The 19,690-nt window shown below is 35.1% G+C and carries 18 protein-coding genes; all 18 read left to right on the forward strand.

Going from position 1 to position 19,690, the window contains the following annotated elements; all coding sequences use genetic code 11:
- Positions 1–53: 53 nt before the first annotated feature.
- The 18 genes from BXU11_RS14150 to BXU11_RS14235 all read left to right on the forward strand — a co-directional run bounded on the left by BXU11_RS14150 (position 54) and on the right by BXU11_RS14235 (position 19,687).
- Positions 54–578 (forward strand): hypothetical protein, encoded by a 525-nt coding sequence (locus BXU11_RS14150; protein ID WP_024982652.1) that lies wholly within the window; start codon positions 54–56, stop codon positions 576–578.
- Positions 579–686: 108 nt separating this feature from the next.
- The gene (locus BXU11_RS14155; protein WP_024982653.1) at positions 687–1,751 is read left to right on the forward strand and encodes a serine hydrolase; all 1,065 of its coding nucleotides are present in this window, start codon (positions 687–689) and stop codon (positions 1,749–1,751) included.
- A gap of 500 nt (positions 1,752–2,251) precedes the next feature.
- The gene (locus BXU11_RS14160; RefSeq protein ID WP_078213011.1) at positions 2,252–3,577 is read left to right on the forward strand and encodes a UDP-glucose/GDP-mannose dehydrogenase family protein; all 1,326 of its coding nucleotides are present in this window, start codon (positions 2,252–2,254) and stop codon (positions 3,575–3,577) included.
- Between the two features lie 49 nt (positions 3,578–3,626).
- Positions 3,627–4,559 carry a UDP-glucuronic acid decarboxylase family protein gene (locus BXU11_RS14165; RefSeq protein ID WP_078213161.1) on the forward strand — a complete coding sequence of 311 codons (933 nt, stop codon included), beginning with the start codon at positions 3,627–3,629 and terminating at the stop codon, positions 4,557–4,559.
- A gap of 33 nt (positions 4,560–4,592) precedes the next feature.
- On the forward strand, positions 4,593–4,943 hold the full coding sequence (locus BXU11_RS14170; RefSeq protein WP_078213012.1) for an Hpt domain-containing protein: 351 nt from the start codon (positions 4,593–4,595) through the stop codon (positions 4,941–4,943).
- Between the two features lie 4 nt (positions 4,944–4,947).
- Positions 4,948–5,334, forward strand: coding sequence for a PleD family two-component system response regulator (locus BXU11_RS14175; RefSeq protein ID WP_078213013.1), 387 nt, complete (start codon positions 4,948–4,950; stop codon positions 5,332–5,334).
- 37 nt (positions 5,335–5,371) lie between these two features.
- Entirely contained in the window at positions 5,372–6,574 is a 1,203-nt protein-coding gene (locus tag BXU11_RS18555) for a sugar transferase (RefSeq protein ID WP_078213014.1), read from the forward strand.
- A 27-nt stretch (positions 6,575–6,601) separates the two neighbouring features.
- Entirely contained in the window at positions 6,602–7,345 is a 744-nt protein-coding gene (locus BXU11_RS14185; RefSeq protein ID WP_024982659.1) for a TolC family protein, read from the forward strand.
- A 9-nt stretch (positions 7,346–7,354) separates the two neighbouring features.
- Positions 7,355–9,736: a hypothetical protein gene (locus tag BXU11_RS14190; RefSeq protein ID WP_078213015.1), complete on the forward strand. Its 2,382-nt coding sequence runs from the start codon at positions 7,355–7,357 to the stop codon at positions 9,734–9,736.
- Positions 9,737–9,745: 9 nt separating this feature from the next.
- A complete protein-coding gene (locus BXU11_RS14195) occupies positions 9,746–11,110 on the forward strand; it encodes a lipopolysaccharide biosynthesis protein (RefSeq protein ID WP_078213016.1) in 1,365 nt (454 codons plus the stop codon).
- A gap of 22 nt (positions 11,111–11,132) precedes the next feature.
- Positions 11,133–12,614, forward strand: a complete 1,482-nt coding sequence (locus BXU11_RS14200; protein ID WP_139363516.1) for an O-antigen ligase — start codon at positions 11,133–11,135, stop codon at positions 12,612–12,614.
- A 61-nt stretch (positions 12,615–12,675) separates the two neighbouring features.
- The gene (locus BXU11_RS14205; protein ID WP_078213018.1) at positions 12,676–13,614 is read left to right on the forward strand and encodes a phosphoribosyltransferase; all 939 of its coding nucleotides are present in this window, start codon (positions 12,676–12,678) and stop codon (positions 13,612–13,614) included.
- 46 nt (positions 13,615–13,660) lie between these two features.
- On the forward strand, positions 13,661–14,845 hold the full coding sequence (locus BXU11_RS14210; protein ID WP_078213019.1) for a glycosyltransferase family 2 protein: 1,185 nt from the start codon (positions 13,661–13,663) through the stop codon (positions 14,843–14,845).
- An 18-nt stretch (positions 14,846–14,863) separates the two neighbouring features.
- On the forward strand, positions 14,864–16,033 hold the full coding sequence (locus tag BXU11_RS14215) for a glycosyltransferase family 1 protein (protein WP_078213020.1): 1,170 nt from the start codon (positions 14,864–14,866) through the stop codon (positions 16,031–16,033).
- Entirely contained in the window at positions 16,030–17,244 is a 1,215-nt protein-coding gene (locus BXU11_RS14220; protein WP_078213021.1) for a glycosyltransferase, read from the forward strand. Before BXU11_RS14215 ends, BXU11_RS14220 begins: the two co-directional genes overlap by 4 nt.
- On the forward strand, positions 17,235–17,849 hold the full coding sequence (locus tag BXU11_RS14225; protein ID WP_078213022.1) for a DapH/DapD/GlmU-related protein: 615 nt from the start codon (positions 17,235–17,237) through the stop codon (positions 17,847–17,849). The genes BXU11_RS14220 and BXU11_RS14225 overlap by 10 nt, the downstream gene beginning before the upstream one ends.
- A 28-nt stretch (positions 17,850–17,877) precedes the next feature.
- The gene (locus BXU11_RS14230; protein ID WP_078213023.1) at positions 17,878–19,068 is read left to right on the forward strand and encodes a glycosyltransferase family 2 protein; all 1,191 of its coding nucleotides are present in this window, start codon (positions 17,878–17,880) and stop codon (positions 19,066–19,068) included.
- 52 nt (positions 19,069–19,120) lie between these two features.
- Entirely contained in the window at positions 19,121–19,687 is a 567-nt protein-coding gene (locus BXU11_RS14235; protein ID WP_078213024.1) for a gluconate 2-dehydrogenase subunit 3 family protein, read from the forward strand.
- Positions 19,688–19,690 lie beyond the last annotated feature (3 nt).

Here is a 19,690-nt window from a genome sequence, read left to right on the forward strand (position 1 = left end):
GGTGGATTTTCGGTTATTCCTATATTTGGAAAGCCCAATCTAGATTTACCATTATGTTGAAAACTTGCCTACTATTACTCTTCTTTTTTAGTTTTGCTGTAGAGCAACCTACATTTTCTGAAAGGAGCACTCCTAAAACAATAGTAGTTCCAGCTTCTTTTTTACCACTTACTTTAGAGGAGCTAACTGCCGATACTATTGTTCCGATTGCAATTTTGGAACAAAAGAGCAAAAATGTTTTTGAAAAATATGGAATCGATTTTCAAGGAAATTGTTATGATTGTGATTTAGCCAACCTCAAAATTTCAAGACAAAAGTTGATTTTTACCAATGTTTGTGATGCTACACAATCCATTGCATTGAAGGTGTTATTCATTAAGAAGCTGAACAATCAAATTATAATTGGTACCCCCAATAGCCAATGGATTTTGTTTAAAGTAGCAAAAGAAGGTGTTTACCAATTGAAAATAGAAGGTAATCGAATGATCAAAGAGGGTTTTAAAGTGAGTGCTTTTTTTACACTAAATAAAAAATTGCGTCAGTTTAAAGTCCATGATTGTGGCGATTTTCAAGGATAGTTTTTCAAGGTATATCAATTTTTTTTAAAATCCCAAAAAAATGTTAAACCTATTTAGCTTTTAAAAGTCTAAATACAAAACAAACCAAATAACCCAAAATAGCCAATTATGAAATACTTACCACTACTTGTATTCGCGATGTTGTTCATAGCATGTGAAAAAAGCGATGATATTCCACAAAATCCTACTGAGCCTTTTTATTATCCACCTACTACAGGAAGTGCTTGGGAAACGAAATCCCTAGCCAGTTTGGGATGGAACCAAAGCGCGGTTCAGCCCTTAAAAGAGTATTTAACTGATAAACATACCAAATCCTTTATGATACTAGTTAATGGAAGAATCGTAATGGAAGAATACTTCAACGGACACACCGCAGCGGCTACTTGGCAATGGAATAGCGCTGGAAAGACTTTGGTGGCTACTACCACGGGAATTGCACAACAAGAAGGCTTGCTTAACATCAACAACAAAGCGTCTCAGTATTTAGGTATTGGATGGACAAGTGAAACATTGGATAAAGAAAATTTGATTACATCGAGACATTTACTGACGATGAGTTCTGGTTTGAATGACGAAAAAGAGCTTGTTATAAAATCAAATTTGACATATTTGGCCGATGCAGGCACAAGATGGTCGTATCATAATGTGTTTCAGAAGTTGATGGATGTAGTGGCTGCGGCAAGTAAACAAGACTTTGAAGTGTATTTCAATGCAAAATTGAAAAACAAAATAGGAATGGATGGTTTCTGGAACTATGGACCTATTTTTAAGATTTATAATAGTTCAACTAGAAGTATGGCTCGATTTGCACTTTTGGCACTTAAAAACGGTAAATGGAATAATGAGCAAATCATTAATGAAGCCTTTTTTAAGGAAAGCATCAGTACCTCTCAAACCATTAATCCTTCTTATGGTTATTTGTGGTGGTTGAATGGAAAATCGAAGTATATGGTTCCGGGTGGGCAAACAGTTTACCAAGGGGCTTTGGTGCCTAATGCACCTGCCGATATGTATGCAGCGATGGGTGCAGAGGACCAACGCATTTATGTGATTCCGAGCAAGAATATGGTGGTGATACGAATGGGTGATATTTCGGATCCTACGAATCCTAATTTTGCACTTTCTGGTTTCGATACGGCACTTTGGGATAAAATAAATGCGGTGATAAAATAATTTGTAATTTTATTTAAAAAGCGACAACAAATCTTGGTTTTGTTATCGCTTTTTTTGTTGTATCCAAACAGAAAACCCTGTGAATCTCTAGACCCGATCGCAGCCGCATCCTTTTGTGCAGCGATAGCTGTACAAAAGATAGAGTGGAGAGCGGGAACGTTACTGGCTGAAACTAACTATTCTTTCGCTCCTAATTGAGACTGCCATGAAACATTTAAAACTGGGATACTATTAGAATTAGTACTTATAACATGATCCTAGCTCTACCCTTTTTAGTAAAAAAAATAATCCTAAAAAAAGTGTATAAAACTGATTTTCAATCAATAAAACTAGTATTGTACTATTTATTTTATTATATTTGATTTACATATATAATATTATTGCTGTTTGCCCTGATTTTACCAAATTTTTATTTTTTGCTCAAAAAGTCAATTCTAAATTAGTTTTGATTTTAAACGAAGCTTAAAAAATTTTAAATAATCTAATAAAACCTATATATTATGAAAATCACTATTGTAGGAAGTGGCTATGTTGGTCTTGTAACAGGAGCCTGTTTTTCCGAAGTTGGTATTAATGTTACGTGCGTAGATATAGACCGTAATAAAATAGACAAGCTTAACGAGGGAATCATCCCCATTTATGAGCCTGGACTTGAGGATATGATTACCCGAAACATGAAAAAAGGGCGATTACTTTTCACCACAAACATACAAGAAGCCTTAATTGATTCCGAAGTTTTATTTATTTCTGTGGGTACGCCCCCCGATGAAGATGGTAGTGCGGACTTAAAATATGTATTGGCAGTTGCAAGAGATTGCGGAAAATATATTAATGATTACTTATTAGTGGTAACCAAAAGTACTGTGCCTGTTGGAACTTCTCAGAAGGTAAAAATGGCGTTGCAAGAAGAGTTAGACAAAAGAAAGGTTTCCATAAACTTTGATGTTGCATCTAATCCAGAGTTTTTAAAAGAAGGAGCGGCCATTGATGACTTTTTAAAACCAGATAGAATTGTAGTGGGGCTTGAAAGCGATAGAGCTCAAGAGTTAATGAAGAGTTTGTACAAGCCGTTTACGCTGAATGGTCATCCAATCATTTTTATGGATATTGTTTCCGCAGAAATGACCAAATATGCAGCAAATGCTATGCTTGCCGCAAAAATTAGTTTTATAAACGACATCGCTAATCTGTGCGAAATTGTTGGAGCTGATATTAATAAAGTCCGTAAGGGAATTGGTTCAGACTCCCGAATTGGAAATAAATTTATATATCCAGGTATTGGTTATGGTGGATCTTGTTTCCCAAAAGATGTACAAGCATTAATTAAAACTGCTGGCGAATACGATTATGAATTACGCGTTTTAAAAGCCGTAGAAGCCGTTAATAATGACCAAAAATTAGTGCTTTTTCATAAAATAATGAAGTATTTTAATGGAGATGTCAAAGGCAAAAATATTGCGCTATGGGGGCTTTCTTTTAAACCACAAACCGATGATATGCGCGAAGCGCCTTCTTTATACATTGTAAAAAATCTACTGAAAGCAGGGGCAATTGTAAAAGCCTACGACCCAATCGCTATCAATGAAGCGAAACATCATTTTGGTGACACCATTTCGTATTATGAAGATCAATATGAAACCCTTATTGATGCTGACTGCTTGGCAATTCTAACCGAATGGCCGGAATTCAAGTTTCCAAATTTGAAGATTGTTCAAAAATTACTGAATCGACCTGCAATTTTTGATGGACGTAACATTTACGATAAAGACGAAATGAAACACAACGGTTTTGATTATTTCTGTATTGGAGTGAATACTTCAAAATAGGTAATCTCTCGTAAATAGTAATTCGGTTCTAAAAATACAGGTTATGGCAATGAAAAAAATCTTAGTAACTGGTGGTGCCGGTTTTGTAGGCTCACATTTATGTGAACGTTTATTAAACGAGGGCAATGAAGTGTATTGTTTGGATAATTTTTTTACGGGGCAAAAAAAGAATGTGGTTCATTTGTTAAACAACCCCTATTTTGAATTGATTCGTCACGATGTGACTACTCCATTCTTTATCGAAACGGATGAGATTTACAATCTCGCTTGTCCAGCTTCGCCAATACATTACCAACACAATCCAATAAAAACAATCAAGACCTCTGTGATGGGAGCCATTAATATGCTAGGACTTGCCAAACGAGTAAATGCTAAAATATTACAAGCATCGACAAGTGAAGTGTATGGAGATCCGTTGGTACACCCGCAGCCAGAATCATATTGGGGACACGTAAACCCAATTGGGGAGCGCTCTTGTTATGATGAAGGCAAACGTTGTGCTGAAACATTATTCATTGATTACCACAAACAGAATAATGTCAAAATTAAAATCATAAGAATATTCAATACCTATGGTCCAAGAATGGATCCTAATGACGGAAGGGTTGTTTCCAATTTTATTGTTCAAGCTTTACAAAATCAAGATATCACTATCTACGGAAAAGGACAGCAAACCAGAAGTTTTCAGTATGTAGATGATTTAGTGGAAGGAATGATAAAATTGATGGCTACACCAGATCATTTTACCGGTCCAGTCAATGTGGGCAATCCAAATGAGTTTACCATTCTTGAATTGGCCGAAAAAGTGATACAATTAACGGGTTCAAAATCAAAATTAATCTACCACCCCTTGCCTTCTGATGACCCAATGATGCGCCAACCAGATATAACAATTGCCAAAAAAGAGTTAGACTGGTCTCCAAAAATTCAGTTGGATGAAGGTTTAATTGAATCGATAAAGTTTTTTGAATCAATTATTTAAACGAGTTTTAAGTGCTATTAAAATGTTACTGTTATGAAATTATATAATCTTCAATTGGTTGAAAAAATGTGTCGAGGCAATCAAGAACAGATTGCAAAGATGGCTGAAGTATTTGTAGAACAAATTATAGATGCTATAAACGAGATAGAAACAGCCTACACAGAAAAGGATTTTATAAAAATCGTTAGATTATCGCATAAGATAAAACCAACCTTGGCTTATTTTGGAACGGATGAATTAGCAGAGGAATTTCTTCTTACCGAAGATTTATTGTCTAATGAAATTACTGCACCAGAAGTAGATATGAAAATTGCATCACTAAAGTTGATTGCACAGGAAGTAGTAGTTCAAATGAAAAATGATTTTAATATAACGAATACCTAAACTTATGAAGAAAAAGATATTAGTAGTAGATGATGAAAAAAGCATTTGCTTGTTATTGCAAAATTTTCTTTCTAAGGATTATGAAGTTATAACAATACACGATCCTATAGAAGCGCTTCAATGGCTTGATGAGAGTCTTCCTGATTTAATAATTAGTGATATCCAAATGACAAATATGGATGGTTATGAGTTTTTGACAAAGGTCAGACAACGTGGATTTACCAAACATACGCCATTTATTATGTTATCGGGTAAGTCAGAAAGTAAAGAGCGAATAAAGTGTTATAGACTGGGTGCTCAGGATTACCTGACCAAACCTTTCAATCCAGAAGAATTGGATGAATTGGTCAAGAAAAATATTTTCCCCATTCATTTTGCCGTAGAATGGTGACAACTTTATCAATGCTTGCAATTTAAATTAAGTCCTTATGAACTCAAATCTAACAATTTTATATATCGGTAGCACTGCAGAATATTTTAATCAAAAAGAATTTGAAAATTGGACTATAACTGTTTTAGAAAATAGTGTAAAAGCTACAAAATTTCTTCAGTCTCACAAAAATATAGATGCTATACTTTGTGATTATAATTTACCAGGGAACAACGGAATATTTCTTTATGATTGGATTAGAGCACAAAGTGAATACGATGCCATTCCTTTTCTTTTGCTTTCTAAAGATTTTAATCCTGAGATTTATAAAACAGCATTTATAAAGCAAATAGATGATTTTTATGTCATTTCAAATACAGCTGCAAGCGCTATTTTAAATAGAGTTGCATTTTTATCCCTACATAGAAAACCAAAAAACAAAAAAGAAACAGTCCTAGATTTCAGAGAGGAAATGTATAAAATGCCGTTGTCAAAACGCATATTCGACATTTTTGTAGCCTCATCGGTCCTTATTGTAGCGTCACCATTTTTACTACTTGTTATTGCCGCTATCCGACTTGAGTCCAAAGGTAAAGTATATTACATCTCAAAACGTGTGGGTAGAAAAACTTTCGATTTTTACAAATTAAGGTCCATGCGGACAGGATCAGACGAGCTCCTAAAAAAACTCGCAGTTGAAAAAAATCAATATAAAAAAGAAGAAACTAAGTCATCCGATAATCCATTAGATATTCCTTGTCCTAGATGCAGTATGCTACCCGAAGGGCAGACCTGCTCTTCCCTTATGTATATAGACACACACGAAATATGTGATTATTGGTTTACTGTTCAAAAAAAGGAAGCTGCCAAAAATAATTCAACTTTTGTGAAAATTGTGAATGATCCTCGAGTTACAAAAGTGGGTAAGTTTATCAGAAATACCAGTATTGATGAGCTACCTCAATTGATCAATGTATTAAAAGGCGATATGTCAATTGTAGGCAACAGGCCTTTGCCGCTTTATGAAGCAGAAATGCTAACAGGAGATGATTTATCTAAACGTTTTTTAGCACCTCCAGGAATTACAGGTTTATGGCAAGTAGAACTAAGAGGAAAAGGCGGAAAAATGTCTGAAGAAGAAAGAATGCGCCTCGATAATGAATATGCAGATCAATTTAAGGGAGATAACTATTCTTTTTGGTACGATATGAAACTCATTTTAAGAACTATTCCAGCACTGCTTCAAAAAGGTTCTGTTTAATACCTATGATCTGACCCTAATTTAATTATGAAAAAACAACTTAAAATAATATCCATTATTAGTGTTTTTGTTTTATGCTTGCATAACACGCAAGCTCAAACCGTTCAAAATAAAGACACTTTACTAACCGGTAGTGAGTTTTACTTTCCGCCGCTAAAAGTGGTTATAGATTCTGTATTGAAAAGAAATGCAATGGTCAAGTTTAGAAAGAATCACGTTGGTGTAAAAGAATCTACTCTAGCATCAGAACGTATTTTTTGGACAAGAAATATTGGTGTACAAGTAGATGGTAGATATGGTACTTTAAATAATTTCTCAAATAATGATGATGGGGTTTCTAATACTGCCTTTTCAACACTTTCCACTCAATACAATTATAGTGTGGGGATGTATCTAAAATTTCCAGTGTTTGATATGTTAAACAGAAAGAATCAACTCAAACTAGCGAGACTCGAAATTGAAGAAGCCAAAAATATGACCAAATTTCAAGAAGATGAAATACGGCAAACGGTTATTAGGATGTATCAAGACGTTATTTTGAAGCAACGATTATTGCAAATACGATCTAAAAACTTTGGCAACGGAAAAGTAAACATGGAAATGGTTGAAAAAGAATTTAGAAATGGTGTGGTACCCGTTGCAGAATATGTGCGAATAACTAGTATTACTGCTAATCTTGAGGCTGATTATGAATCCGCAAAGTCAGAATTTATAATTGCAAAACAATTACTCGAAGACATGTCAGGACTCGTGTTCGATTTAATAAATTAATTAAGAAAGATGAAAATAATTGATTTTGTACGATTGATTTTAAAGCATCTGCTGCTCCTACTACTGGTTCCATTAGTACTTGCTTCATTGGTAATTTTACTTACCAAGAACCCATCTTTTGAATATTCTTCTCAAACGGTTTTATACACGGGTATCGCGACGGGTTCTTCTATTGAAATGGATAAAACATTCAATTATCAAGCATCGAACGCCGCTTTTGATAATTTGATTAATATTATAAACTCTCGCGAAACTCAAGAAGAAGTTGCCGTTAGGTTATTAGCACAACATTTGATGCTCCCAGAAGCCAATCCGAGATACATATCCAAAACGTTTTATGACCAATTAAGAAGCAAAGTACCAGCTTCCTTGTATAAATATGTAGTGCACGAAAATAAAGCAGTGCCTTCTTCAATGGAAATAAATGATCCAGATAAAGCATTATTTCCCCCTGAAATCAATAGAGCCGATTACGAAAAAACCGTTAAAAATTTAATGGATTTAATGAAGAGTAGCAATACTAATTATGTATATGAACTATTAAATTATGGAAAAGATGATCATTATTCTATCAAAGCAATTGCTAAAGTAAGCGCTCTAAGAATTTCAAATAGTGATTTAATAAAGTTAAGTTATACGGTAAATGATCCAGGTATTTGCCAGCAAACGCTCGCTATTTATAATCTAGTTTGTATTGTTAATTATAAATACATTAAGGGAAATAGATCTGATGCAGTAGTAAAATATTTCGAAGCTCAGCTAGAAAATGCTAGACAAAAATTAACAGCAGCTGAAGATATTCTTTTGGAGTTTAATAAATCTTCTAATATCATCAACTACTACGAACAGAGTAAGGCTGTTGCGGTAGTTAAAGAAGATATGGATGTGGATTACAATAAAAAAATAGCTGATTTAGCTGGGATCCAAGCATCGACTATACGATTGGAAGAAAAGTTAAAAATTCAAGAGGCCATCCAACTTAAGACCAATGCAATTCTGGATAAAAAGAAACAAATCGGAGACCTTAACTACAAAATAGCTTTAATAAAGGCGAGATTCGAATCGACGAATAATGAAAGTGATTTGGCAAAAATTGAAGAGCTAAATAAAAAAGCCGAAGCCTTATCCAATGATATAAAAAGAAATGTTGCTGAGTTGTATTCCTATCAAAATTCTATAGATGGTTTGCCTGTCACTAAAATACTTCCAGATTGGATAAATAATGTAGTCGAAGCAGATAATATTAAAGCAAAAATTAAAGTTATAAACGGGCAAAACAAAGAGTTTCAGAAAAAATATGCCAATTATGCTCCAGCAGGCGCAACGATTAAAAGAATTGAGCGTGAGATTTCGGTATTTGAGCAAGGATACTTAGAAATACTTCATGGATTAAATTTAGCGAAACTAAAACTACAAGACAGTGAGCTTACCTCTAATTTGAAAGCCATTGACCCTCCTTATTATCCTTTATCACCAAATCCTACCAAACGAGCGCTATTAGTTATTGCAGCGGCGATTTTAGGAGGTTTTTTGACGCTAGCAATTATTTTCATAATGGAGTATTTTGATGATACTTTAAAGAATGCTAAAATAGCCAGTAAAAAGTTAGGCATGAATTCTTTGGGGATGATGCCTAAATTAATAGTAGATCCAGGCAGCGTCAATTTACCCTACATTCAAAAAAGATTAACTGAGATCATTACACAAAATGTGTTGCAATATTTTGGGACACATCCTTCAGAGAATAAGACAAAAACCATCATTGTCTTTAGCACTCAAAAACAAGAGGGGAAAACGGTAATGGCAGGAAACATTGCCAGAACATTGAAAAATGAAGGTAAAGAAGTCGTGATGCTTACGTATGAAGGCGCAAAAAAAATAGTAAGACAACATCCGAAGTTTTCTGGACTAAATAAATTTTTAGGTTATGCAGACCCTAGAATAGATTATGACAATCCATTTTTAGCCGATGTTTCTAGTTATCTGAATGAGACCGAGTATTATACTTATGCAATAAACAATACCTTTTATAACGCTCAAAACTATTCCGATATTTTAAATCAAAACGGCATTACGCTCAATTGTGTTCCCGATTTTGTAATTATTGAGTTACCTCCCTTGATTGATTATATCTATCCAACAGAATTAATAAATCAAGCCGATTTGAACATCATCGTATGTCGCTCTAATCGAGTGTGGTCAGATGCCGATCAACTAGCAATGAAAAATATAATGGAAACAGTCGCTTCAAAAATTAATTTTATTATTAATGGAGTGCATATCAATGAAGTGGAATCCATTTTAGGGGAATTGCCTAAAAAACGAAGTTTATTACGAAGGAAATTAAAATCAATGTTCAAATTTCAATTTTTTTCTAAAGCCCAAATCTAAAATAAACTAATGAAAACGCTCAAAAAGATAATGCGAGAAGATAATTTTCTGTCCTTGACAGGGAATCTTGTCATTGCCGTTTTGGGCATTGCAGGTTTTGCATTATTAGCGAGAAGTTTATCTCTGGATGTTTTTGGGCAATGGGTGTTATTTATTACCGGCGGGTCTTTTGTAGAAATGTTTAGATTTGGTATTACGAATAATGGTTTAATTCGTTTTTTATCGGGTGCAGACGCTTCGTCTCGAATGGAACTAATTGGTTCTAATGCTTTGATTGGCTTAGGAGCAACTCTTGTAATAGCCATCATCTTGATATTGTGCTATGCCATATTCAATCATGAAATTAGTACTTCTGGATACAATCTATTTTTTAAATGGTATCCATTATTAGCTTTTCTAAATCTTCCTTGGAATAATGCGTTGGTTGTCTTACAAGCGGACAGAGCATACGGAAAGATACTGCTGTTAAAATCAGTGAACAGCGGTCTATTCTTCTTGGTGATTTTAACTAATTTTTTCCTAGAGTTGTTGACATTAGATCAATTAGTAATAGCAATGCTTATCATCAACGCCTTGACATCATTCATAAGTATAGTTTTAGGTTGGGATGGTACCAAATTTATTTTCAAAGCCAATAGTAAAACGAATAGAACTTTATTAGACTTTGGAAAATATACAACGTTCACATTAATTGGTACCAACTTGTTGAGAAGTGCCGATACCATAATTATCAGTTTGAGTCCATTAGGGAGTGCCGCTGTTGCGTTGTATAGTATTCCGTTAAAATTGACAGAATTACAGCAGATTCCGCTTCGTAGTTTTGTGGCTACTGCCTTCCCTAAAATGTCTAAGGCTAGTGTTCAAGGAAAGGTTGAAGAAGTAAGGGATTTGTTCTACACCTACTCTGGAGCTCTAACGTATCTTTTTGCTGGACTGAGTGTATTCACATTTGTGTTTGCTGAATTCTTTGTGTTAGTAATAAGTGGAAGGCAATATTTAGAAACGGATCCTCAAACCGGGTTTAATGTTGTCAATATTGTTCGAGTATTTTCTATTTACGGATTGTTATTGCCTATTGATAGAATGACCGGTATTGGTTTGGATAGCATCAATAAACCAAAAATTAATGCCATAAAGGTATTCGTTATGGTTTTGGCAAATATTATTGGAGATTGTATCGCCATTTTTATATTCCAATCGTTGTTGCTTGTTGCGGTTGCCTCAATAGTTTTCACTTTAATTGGCATTTGGATGGGAATGTATTTCCTAGACAAAGAACTGACTTTGACCTATAGAGAAATTTTCTCAAGTGGAATTAATTTTTACCGGAGCCTTATTCATAAAGCGACAAATACGAATCTGAAGGAATCATAAAAAAATTTTAAAAAACAGTAAATTGAACACAAGCAGTAATAATATAAATCCCTTTGATAAAGCGTCTGGTTCTGCTAGTTTGTCTAGCCCGAAGGGACTTGTGTTATTGCTTGTAACGGTAGTGATCATCGCATTATTAATTGCGAAATTAAAAACAGTAGGAATAGGCCTTTTAATTGCACTACCATTTTTGGTTTTTTATCTGTATAAATTGTTTACAAATCCTATTCTGGGATTTTATACGGCTATTGGACTTAATTTTTTGATACTTGGTTTAACTCGCTATATAACTGGATTGCCTTTAGGTTTTGCAATAGATGGCGTCATGATTTTGACTTTTTTAGCGGTAATTTTTTCTAGATTTAGAGAAAAGGTGGATTGGTCTCCTGCTAATAAAGACATTACCTTTTTTGCAGGGATTTGGTTATTGTATTGCATTTTTCAATTGGTAAACCCAGAAGCCCAAAGTGTTGAGGCTTGGATTGCGGGTAGAGGTCTTGGATTTTATTTCTTTTTCTTTTTAGTGCTCACCTTTTTATTCATCGATACTCATAAAAAGTTAGACATGTTATTATATGTCTGGGGCGTTTTTTCAATAATTGCCACGCTGAATGGAATGAAGCAGTTGTTCATTGGTGTAGATGCTGCCGAACAAGCTTGGTTAGATGCTGGTGCCAATCAGACTCATGTGCTTTTTGGCAAATTAAGGGTGTTTTCTTTTTTCAGTGATGCAGGTCAATTTGGAGGAAATCAAGGGTATACAGGTGTAGTGGCTATTATTTATGCCATGTCAAAAAAAGGTTTTGCTAAAGTATTTCTTATCGTCGTTGGAGTTTTAGGACTATATGGAATGATCATATCCGGAACTAGAGGTGCTATCGGTGTTCCTTTAGCCGGATTTATGACATTTTTTGTATTAAGAAAAAACATCAAAGTGCTGCTATTTGGGGTACTAATTATTGCCATGTTTTTTGTTTTTTTCAAGTACACATCCATTGGCAATGGGAATGACCAAATACGACGAATGCGAACTGCGTTTGATCCCAATGAGCCCTCGTTGCAAGTACGATTGAACAATCAAAAAATACTGAAAGCTTATTTAGCATCAAGACCATTTGGAGGAGGGATTGGTCATGCAGGTGACAAAGCGCAACGGTTTTTGCCCAATGCTTTTCTCTCTCATGTAGCTACAGATAGCTGGTACGTTTTGATTTGGGCAGAATTAGGTATTGTGGGCTTGCTATTTCATTTGTTTATTTTGTTTTATGTTATAGGCAAAGCCTCTTATAAAGTCATGTTTACCATTCGAGACCCCATAACGAAGCTGAAGATGAGTGCACTAATTTCTGGAATGGCGGGTGTTATGGCAGCTTCTTATGGTAATGCTGTTTTGGGACAAATGCCAACGGCTTTGCTCATTTATGCAACTATGGCGATTATATCCAATCCTGAAATTTTTGAAAAAGACCAACAAAAGAATCAACCTGAATTGAGTACAGCATAAGATTTATAAAATAGCAATTACTATGTAAAGCCAAACGAATAAACCCTTAAACCCAAAAGCTATGTACTATAGAAATGTAAAAGATCTAAATAATATCATCCTTCAGCGATTAAGTATCATTCCTCGTGATTTTGATTTAATTGTTGGTGTTCCAAGAAGTGGGATGCTTCCAGCAAATTTATTAGCCTTATATCTAAATAGACCCTACACTGATATTCACTCTTTTTTGAATGGACATATTTATAAAGCGGGAGCTAGAGGTCAGTTTTTTGATATTTCTGAATTTAAAAATGTACTTGTGGTCGATGACAGTATTGCTTCGGGTGCTGCAATGGTTGAGGTTAAAGAAAATTTAAAACATCTCAATGATCAATTCAATATAAAATATTGTGCGATTTATGTCATTCCAGGGAAAGAAAAAATGGTCGACTATTTTTTTGAAACCGTCCCGTTACCAAGATATTTTCAGTGGAATATTCTCAATCATACCACTCTAGAGAAAGCCTGCTTTGACATAGATGGGGTTTTGTGTGCAGATCCTTTGCCAGAACAAAATGACGATGGAGAAAAATACATTGATTTTATTTTGAATGCTCCACCATTGTTTATACCGGGAAGCAAAATCGGAACTATTGTTACTTCTCGTCTTGAAAAATTCCGCAAAGAAACCGAAACTTGGTTAGCGGCAAACAACATCAAATACAATGATTTAGTAATGCTGGATTTGCCCAATATGGAGGCCAGACAGCGAGCCAATAATCACGGAGACCACAAAGCAAAAGCCTATTTATCAAAACCTTACGTGCTTTTTATTGAAAGCGAATACCATCAGGCTGTAGAAATAAATAGACTGTCAAAAAAACCGGTTTTATGTACTGCTAATTTTGAAATGATTTTCGAATCGGAATCTTTCATGTATAATCTCAAAAGCGGCAAACACCTTCCTTTTTTAAGAAAATACGCTTTGAAAGTGAGAGATTTATTGAAGAAGTTTAAATAAGAAAATGAATAAAGCACCAACAAATTTTAATTAAAAAATTTAAATTATGCTTCTATTTAATATCATACAAATTGTTCTGCTACTCCTTTTGGGTTTGGCGACTTTATACATTTTACTGTTTTCAATAGCAAGCTTATTTTATAGACAAAAGAAATATTCTGATAACGGAAATTTAAAAAAAATAGCGGTGCTTATTCCAGGCTATAGAGAAGATGAAGTAATTGTAGAAGTGGCCAATGCAGCTTTGCAACAAGAGTATCCATCTACCCATTATGATGTGGTAATTATTGCAGATTCTTTTCAAGAAGAAACCATTTCAGCCTTAAAAACGTTACCAATAATCGTTATTGAAGTAAGTTTTGAAAAAAGCACAAAATCTAAAGCGTTGAATAAAGCCATGGCAACCCTTGAAAGGGATTATGATATTGCTGTGGTTTTAGATGCTGATAATGTGATGGCACATGATTTTTTGAGTAAAGTAAATGCTGCTATCGAACAAGGATTTGTTGCCGTACAAGGCCATCGAACAGCAAAAAATATGAATAACTCTTGGGCTATTCTTGACGCCATTAGTGAAGAAATTAACAATAATATTTTCAGAAAGGGGCATCGTGTTTTAGGATTATCTTCAGCAATAATTGGTTCTGGAATGGCTTTTAAATACCATTATTTTAAAACCCTTATGGCAAGCGCTACCGCTGTTGGGGGATTTGATAAAGAAATTGAACTCAAAATGCTTAAAGAAGGACATACCATTGTCTATCTTGATGATGCGGTAGTTTTTGATGAAAAAATTCAAAAAGCCGAAGTATTTGGCAATCAACGCCGCCGATGGTTGTCTGCACAATTGCATTACTTCAAGAAAGATATTTTAAATGCTTGCAAGCATTTAGCAATGAAAGGTAATGTCGATTATTTCGACAAGGCAATTCAATTTATTCAGCCTCCTAGAATATTATTACTCGGAGCCGTTATATTGTGCAGCGTTAGTTTTGTTCTGCTAAACTATTGGTTAGATAATCAAAATTCCTATTCGAATTATTGGGTGGTCCTGTTAATAGCTTGTGTGATGTCTTTTGTTTTTTCGGTGCCAAAATCTTTTTACAATCGCAAAACATTGAAAGCATTACTCAGTTTGCCAAAAGGAATGTTGATGATGTTGTTGTCTCTTCTAAAAATAAAAGGAGCTAATAAGACATTTATTCATACCAAACATGGTTCTACTTCTTAAAAAAATAAATAGCCGCATATGAAAATAGGTATAGAAGGGCAACGACTTTTTCGCAAGAAGAAACATGGTATGGACATGGTAGCTTTAGAATTGATAAAGAACCTGCAAGAGCTAGACCATGTAAATGACTATTTTATTTTTGTAAAACCGGATGAAGACCGATCTGTTCTTAGAGCCACGTCTAATTTTACTATTGTTGAATTAAATGGTGGACCGTATCCTACATGGGAGCAAATAGCATTGCCCAATGCTGCCAAAAAATATGGTTGCGATATCTTGCACTGCACTAGCAATACCGCTCCTTTTTTTACGTCTATTCCGCTGATTACGATTCTTCATGATATTATTTATATGGAAAGTAGTTATTTGACAATACTGAGAAGTAGTGCCAGTACTTATCAAAAATTTGGGAACATTTATAGAAAATTGGTAGTGCCTCGTATAGTGAAGAAGTGTAAAAAAGTGATTACTGTTTCTCACTTTGAAAAAAACAGAATTGGTGAGTTCTTTGGAATAAAAGACGATACAAAACTAGGCGCTATTTATAATGGGGTAAGCGAGCATTTTAAACCCATTACCAATAGAGATGAGCTGAAACGGGTTAAAGAAAAATACAATTTACCAGACCAATTTTTCTTTTTTCTGGGTAATACAGACCCTAAAAAGAACACAAAAGGAACGCTTAAAGCTTTTTCCGATTTTTTAAAACGTACAGCCTCAAATCATAAACTCGTAATGTTGGATTATGATAAAACGGAACTGAACAGTTTGTTGAATGAAATTAACGACTCCAATCTCATCCATCAAATTGTTTTGACGGGCTACGTAATCAATACCGATTTGCCAGCTATTTATTCTCAATGCGATATATTTCTGTATCCGTCACTTCGGGAAAGTTTTGGGATTCCTATGCTGGAAGCGATGTCGTGTAACGTGCCAGTAATCACATCAAACACTTCATCAATGCCTGAAATTGCAGAAGATGCTGCCCATATTGTCAACCCGTTTCAACCAGAGGAAATTACAGATGGACTCATCACCATTCTAAATAACGAAGCCTATCGCCAATCGCTTTGTGAGAAAGGCTTGGAGCGCAGTAAACAGTTTTCTTGGAAAAATATGGCCAAAGAGTATTTGAAACTTTATGAAACCATCCATATCGAACATTCAAAAAAATCTAGACAATGATAAAAGGTAAAGATATAATAGTGGTAGGCATACAAGCCTGGGATATTGAAATAGGTAGTAATTGCAAGAATATAGCGTTGGAGTTTGCCAAACACAATCGGGTTTTATATGTAAATCCGCCTATGGATAGAGCTACAATGAGAAAAGACAAGCACAAAGAAAAAATTCAAAAAAGAATCAGAATCAAAAAAGGTCTTGAACCTGATTTATACGAGATTGGTAACAATCTGTGGAATTTATACCCCAAAAACAGTGTTGAATCCATTAATTGGTTGCCTATTGATAGCGTGTTTAAAATATTGAACAGGAGAAATGCCCGTTTGTTTTCAGAAAATATTACATCGGCGGCCGAGCGATTGAATTTTAAAGATGTCATTTTGTTTAATGATAGTTCGATGTTTTTAGGAAGACATTTGAAGGAATTTTTACAGCCCAAAGTCTACGCGTATTATATGCGAGATTATTTGGTGAAAGTACCTTATTGGCAAAAACACGGAGAACAAATGGAACCCGAAGTCATACAACAAGCAGATGTTTTATTGACGAATTCAGACTTTTTTGCAGATTTCGGTTTACAATACACGGCTTACAGTTATATGGTTGGACAAGGTTGCGATGTCTCACACTTTAGTGACGATGAGGGTAAGATACAAGTACCAGCAGAATTCAAAGAGGTACCCTCGCCAATTATTGGCTATGTGGGGTCGCTTACCAGTTTAAGGTTAGATATCAGTTTACTCGAATATATGGCTGAACAGAGAAAAAGCTGGAGCATTGTTCTCGTGGGCCCAGAAGACGACGATTTTAAAAAATCAAAATTGCATCAATTGTCAAATGTGTATTTTTTTGGGAGTAAAGATGGCTCAGAACTTCCAGCTTATGTAAAAGGTTTTGATGTAGCCATCAATCCGCAGTTGACCAACAACTTAACGATTGGCAATTATCCAAGAAAAATTGACGAATACCTTGCTATGGGAAAACCAGTAATTGCAACACAAACCAAAGCAATGGAAATGTTTCGCGACTATGTGTATTTGGCTTCTTCAAATGAAGAGTACATTACGTTAACCGAAAAAGCTTTGGAAGAAAACTCAAAAACTTTGGCTGAACAAAGAGCCAATTTTGCCAAAAGTCATACTTGGGAAAACAATGTTAGCGCCATCTATCAAGGAATAATTAAAGCAACCAAACACAGGATACAATGGGATTGAAAGAAAAAATAAAATCCAATGAAAAATTGAAAAAACTGGTTCATTGGTCCATACTTATTCCAAAACAAACAAGACCGAGACTTTGGATAAAGTGGTTCGTAAATCCTTTTTATCATAAAAAAGGAAAAGGAGCTATAATAAGATATCGAACCAGATTGGACGTCGTTCCGTGGAATAAATTTGAACTTGGTGAAGATTCTACTATCGAAGATTTTTCTGCGATAAACAATGGCGTGGGTCCAGTAATCATTGGGGACCGAACCAAAATAGGTCTCAGCAACACGATTATTGGTCCTGTTACTATCGGGAATGATGTGCGATTGGCGCAAAACATTACTCTTTCGGGCTTGAACCATAACTATGAAGATGTCAATCGCCCTATTCATATTCAGGGAGTTTCTACAGCACCCATAACCATTGGAGATGGCACTTGGATTGGTGCTAACGTGGTAGTTTTGGCAGGAGTAAGCATAGGTAAAAATTGTGTAGTCGCAGCAGGTAGCGTGGTCACAAAAGATATTCCCAACTATGCCGTTGCGGTTGGGAATCCAGCACGTGTATTAAAACAATACAATCCTGAAAAACAAATATGGGAAAAGGTCTAGCGCTAGTATAAATTTTAAACAAGTAAAAATGATAACACTAAAAATACTATTCTGGATTTTGCTATCGGTGATAGTCTACACCTATGTGGGGTACGGTAGTTTATTGTATGCAATTATAAAAATCAGAAGGTTTTTTAAGATGGGCAAAAAGCTAGCAATAGATACCTCTTATGAACCAGAAGTGACCTTGTTTATTGCGGCTTACAATGAAAAGGATTATGTAGCAGCTAAAATGAAAAACACCTTAGAACTCGACTATCCTAAAGAAAAAATCAATATCGTTTGGGTTACCGATGGTTCCGATGATGGTACTCCTGATGTGTTAAAAGGATACCCCAATACCACGGTTTATCATTTAGACGAACGCAATGGTAAAATTGGAGCAATGAATCGAGGGATGGATTTTGTAAAAACACCCATTGTTATTTTTAGTGATGCCAATACCAATCTTGGAAAAGAATCCATTAGACGAATTGTAAACTTGTTTAGTAATCCAAAGGTGGGTTGCGTTTCTGGAGAAAAACGAATTGTGGATAAGGAAAGCGATGTCGCCTCTGGTGCTGGTGAGGGTATTTACTGGAAATATGAATCGGCATTGAAAAAATGGGATGCCGAATTGTACTCAGTGGTAGGAGCTGCGGGCGAACTTTTTGCCATTCGAACAGCCTTGTATCGTCATGTTGAAAAAGACACTTTATTGGATGATTTTATCATATCACTAAGAGTCGCTCAAGAAGGCTATACCATTCAATATGACCCAGAGGCCTATGCTATTGAAACCGCTTCGGCCAATGTTAAAGAAGAATTTAAACGCAAAGTCAGAATCTCAGCGGGAGGCATTCAATCTATTGTGCGACTTCGTTCTTTGCTGAATATTTTTAAATACGGAACACTTTCCTTTCAATACATTTCGCATCGCGTTTTGCGTTGGAGTTTAACTCCTTTATGTCTCATTCTCCTTATTCCTGTTTTGTCAATTTTAGCCATCAACGAAGGGATTTTCTCTTTTGGTTTGTATTCTACCCTGTTTTGGTTGCAGTTGCTTTTTTATGCCCTTGCCTTGTTGGGTTGGTTTTTAGAAAATAGAGAAACTAGAATCAAGATTTTGTTTGTGCCGTATTACTTTTTTATAATGAATATGTGTGTGGTTTTGGGCTTTTTTAGATATATGAAAAAATCACAATCGGTAAACTGGGAAAGAGCACAACGAGCGAGTTAGCACCGAATGCAATTTGTAAACGATTAGATTTCACTTCAAAAAAAATAAAATTATGAATAGAAGAAAAGCTATCGGTGGAATTTTAGCCCTCACTGGAATTGGGATTGCTACCTATACTGGATTTCATTTTTTTTATGCGAAATCCAATAGAGGGCAACTCCCTAATTACAAGAATCTAATTGCAGCCTTAGTCGATGTGATTATTCCTGCTACCGAAACTCCAGGTGCCAAGGAAGCTAATGTTCAGGATTTTATAATTAGCTATATGGAATCGTGTTCTTCGAAAAAAGAGTATACTAATTTCTTTAACGGATTAAATGACCTCCAAGAAACGTGTTTGGATACCTACGGTTTCGGTTTTGAAAAATGCACACCGCAACAACAAATAGCAATCGTAAAGGATTTGGACAGCACTTATGACGGTTCGGGTTTGTTTTCTAAAATCAGAAATAAAATATCGGGTCGTCCTTTTTATACCATTTTAAAAGCATTAACTGTAGAAGGATATTGCACTTCCGAATTGGGAGCGACACAACATTTAGTGTATGAACCTATTCCAGCTAGATACAAAGCAATCACCACCATACAACCCAATCAAAAAGCTTGGGCAACAAAATAGCTA

Origin of the sequence: Flavobacterium sp. LM5 (assembly GCF_002017945.1) — a bacterium.
Classification (GTDB): Bacteria; Bacteroidota; Bacteroidia; order Flavobacteriales; family Flavobacteriaceae; genus Flavobacterium; species Flavobacterium succinicans.

Coding starts and splice junctions, on each gene's coding strand:
- BXU11_RS14175 (WP_078213013.1), top strand. CDS start 4,948: ATGAAGAAAAAGATATTAGTAGTAGATGATGAAAAAAGCATTTGCTTG.
- BXU11_RS14195 (WP_078213016.1), top strand. CDS start 9,746: ATGAAAACGCTCAAAAAGATAATGCGAGAAGATAATTTTCTGTCCTTG.
- BXU11_RS18555 (WP_078213014.1), top strand. CDS start 5,372: ATGAACTCAAATCTAACAATTTTATATATCGGTAGCACTGCAGAATAT.
- BXU11_RS14235 (WP_078213024.1), top strand. CDS start 19,121: ATGAATAGAAGAAAAGCTATCGGTGGAATTTTAGCCCTCACTGGAATT.
- BXU11_RS14190 (WP_078213015.1), top strand. CDS start 7,355: ATGAAAATAATTGATTTTGTACGATTGATTTTAAAGCATCTGCTGCTC.
- BXU11_RS14210 (WP_078213019.1), top strand. CDS start 13,661: ATGCTTCTATTTAATATCATACAAATTGTTCTGCTACTCCTTTTGGGT.
- BXU11_RS14230 (WP_078213023.1), top strand. CDS start 17,878: ATGATAACACTAAAAATACTATTCTGGATTTTGCTATCGGTGATAGTC.
- BXU11_RS14185 (WP_024982659.1), top strand. CDS start 6,602: ATGAAAAAACAACTTAAAATAATATCCATTATTAGTGTTTTTGTTTTA.
- BXU11_RS14150 (WP_024982652.1), top strand. CDS start 54: ATGTTGAAAACTTGCCTACTATTACTCTTCTTTTTTAGTTTTGCTGTA.
- BXU11_RS14205 (WP_078213018.1), top strand. CDS start 12,676: ATGTACTATAGAAATGTAAAAGATCTAAATAATATCATCCTTCAGCGA.
- BXU11_RS14225 (WP_078213022.1), top strand. CDS start 17,235: ATGGGATTGAAAGAAAAAATAAAATCCAATGAAAAATTGAAAAAACTG.
- BXU11_RS14155 (WP_024982653.1), top strand. CDS start 687: ATGAAATACTTACCACTACTTGTATTCGCGATGTTGTTCATAGCATGT.
- BXU11_RS14215 (WP_078213020.1), top strand. CDS start 14,864: ATGAAAATAGGTATAGAAGGGCAACGACTTTTTCGCAAGAAGAAACAT.
- BXU11_RS14220 (WP_078213021.1), top strand. CDS start 16,030: ATGATAAAAGGTAAAGATATAATAGTGGTAGGCATACAAGCCTGGGAT.
- BXU11_RS14160 (WP_078213011.1), top strand. CDS start 2,252: ATGAAAATCACTATTGTAGGAAGTGGCTATGTTGGTCTTGTAACAGGA.
- BXU11_RS14165 (WP_078213161.1), top strand. CDS start 3,627: ATGAAAAAAATCTTAGTAACTGGTGGTGCCGGTTTTGTAGGCTCACAT.
- BXU11_RS14170 (WP_078213012.1), top strand. CDS start 4,593: ATGAAATTATATAATCTTCAATTGGTTGAAAAAATGTGTCGAGGCAAT.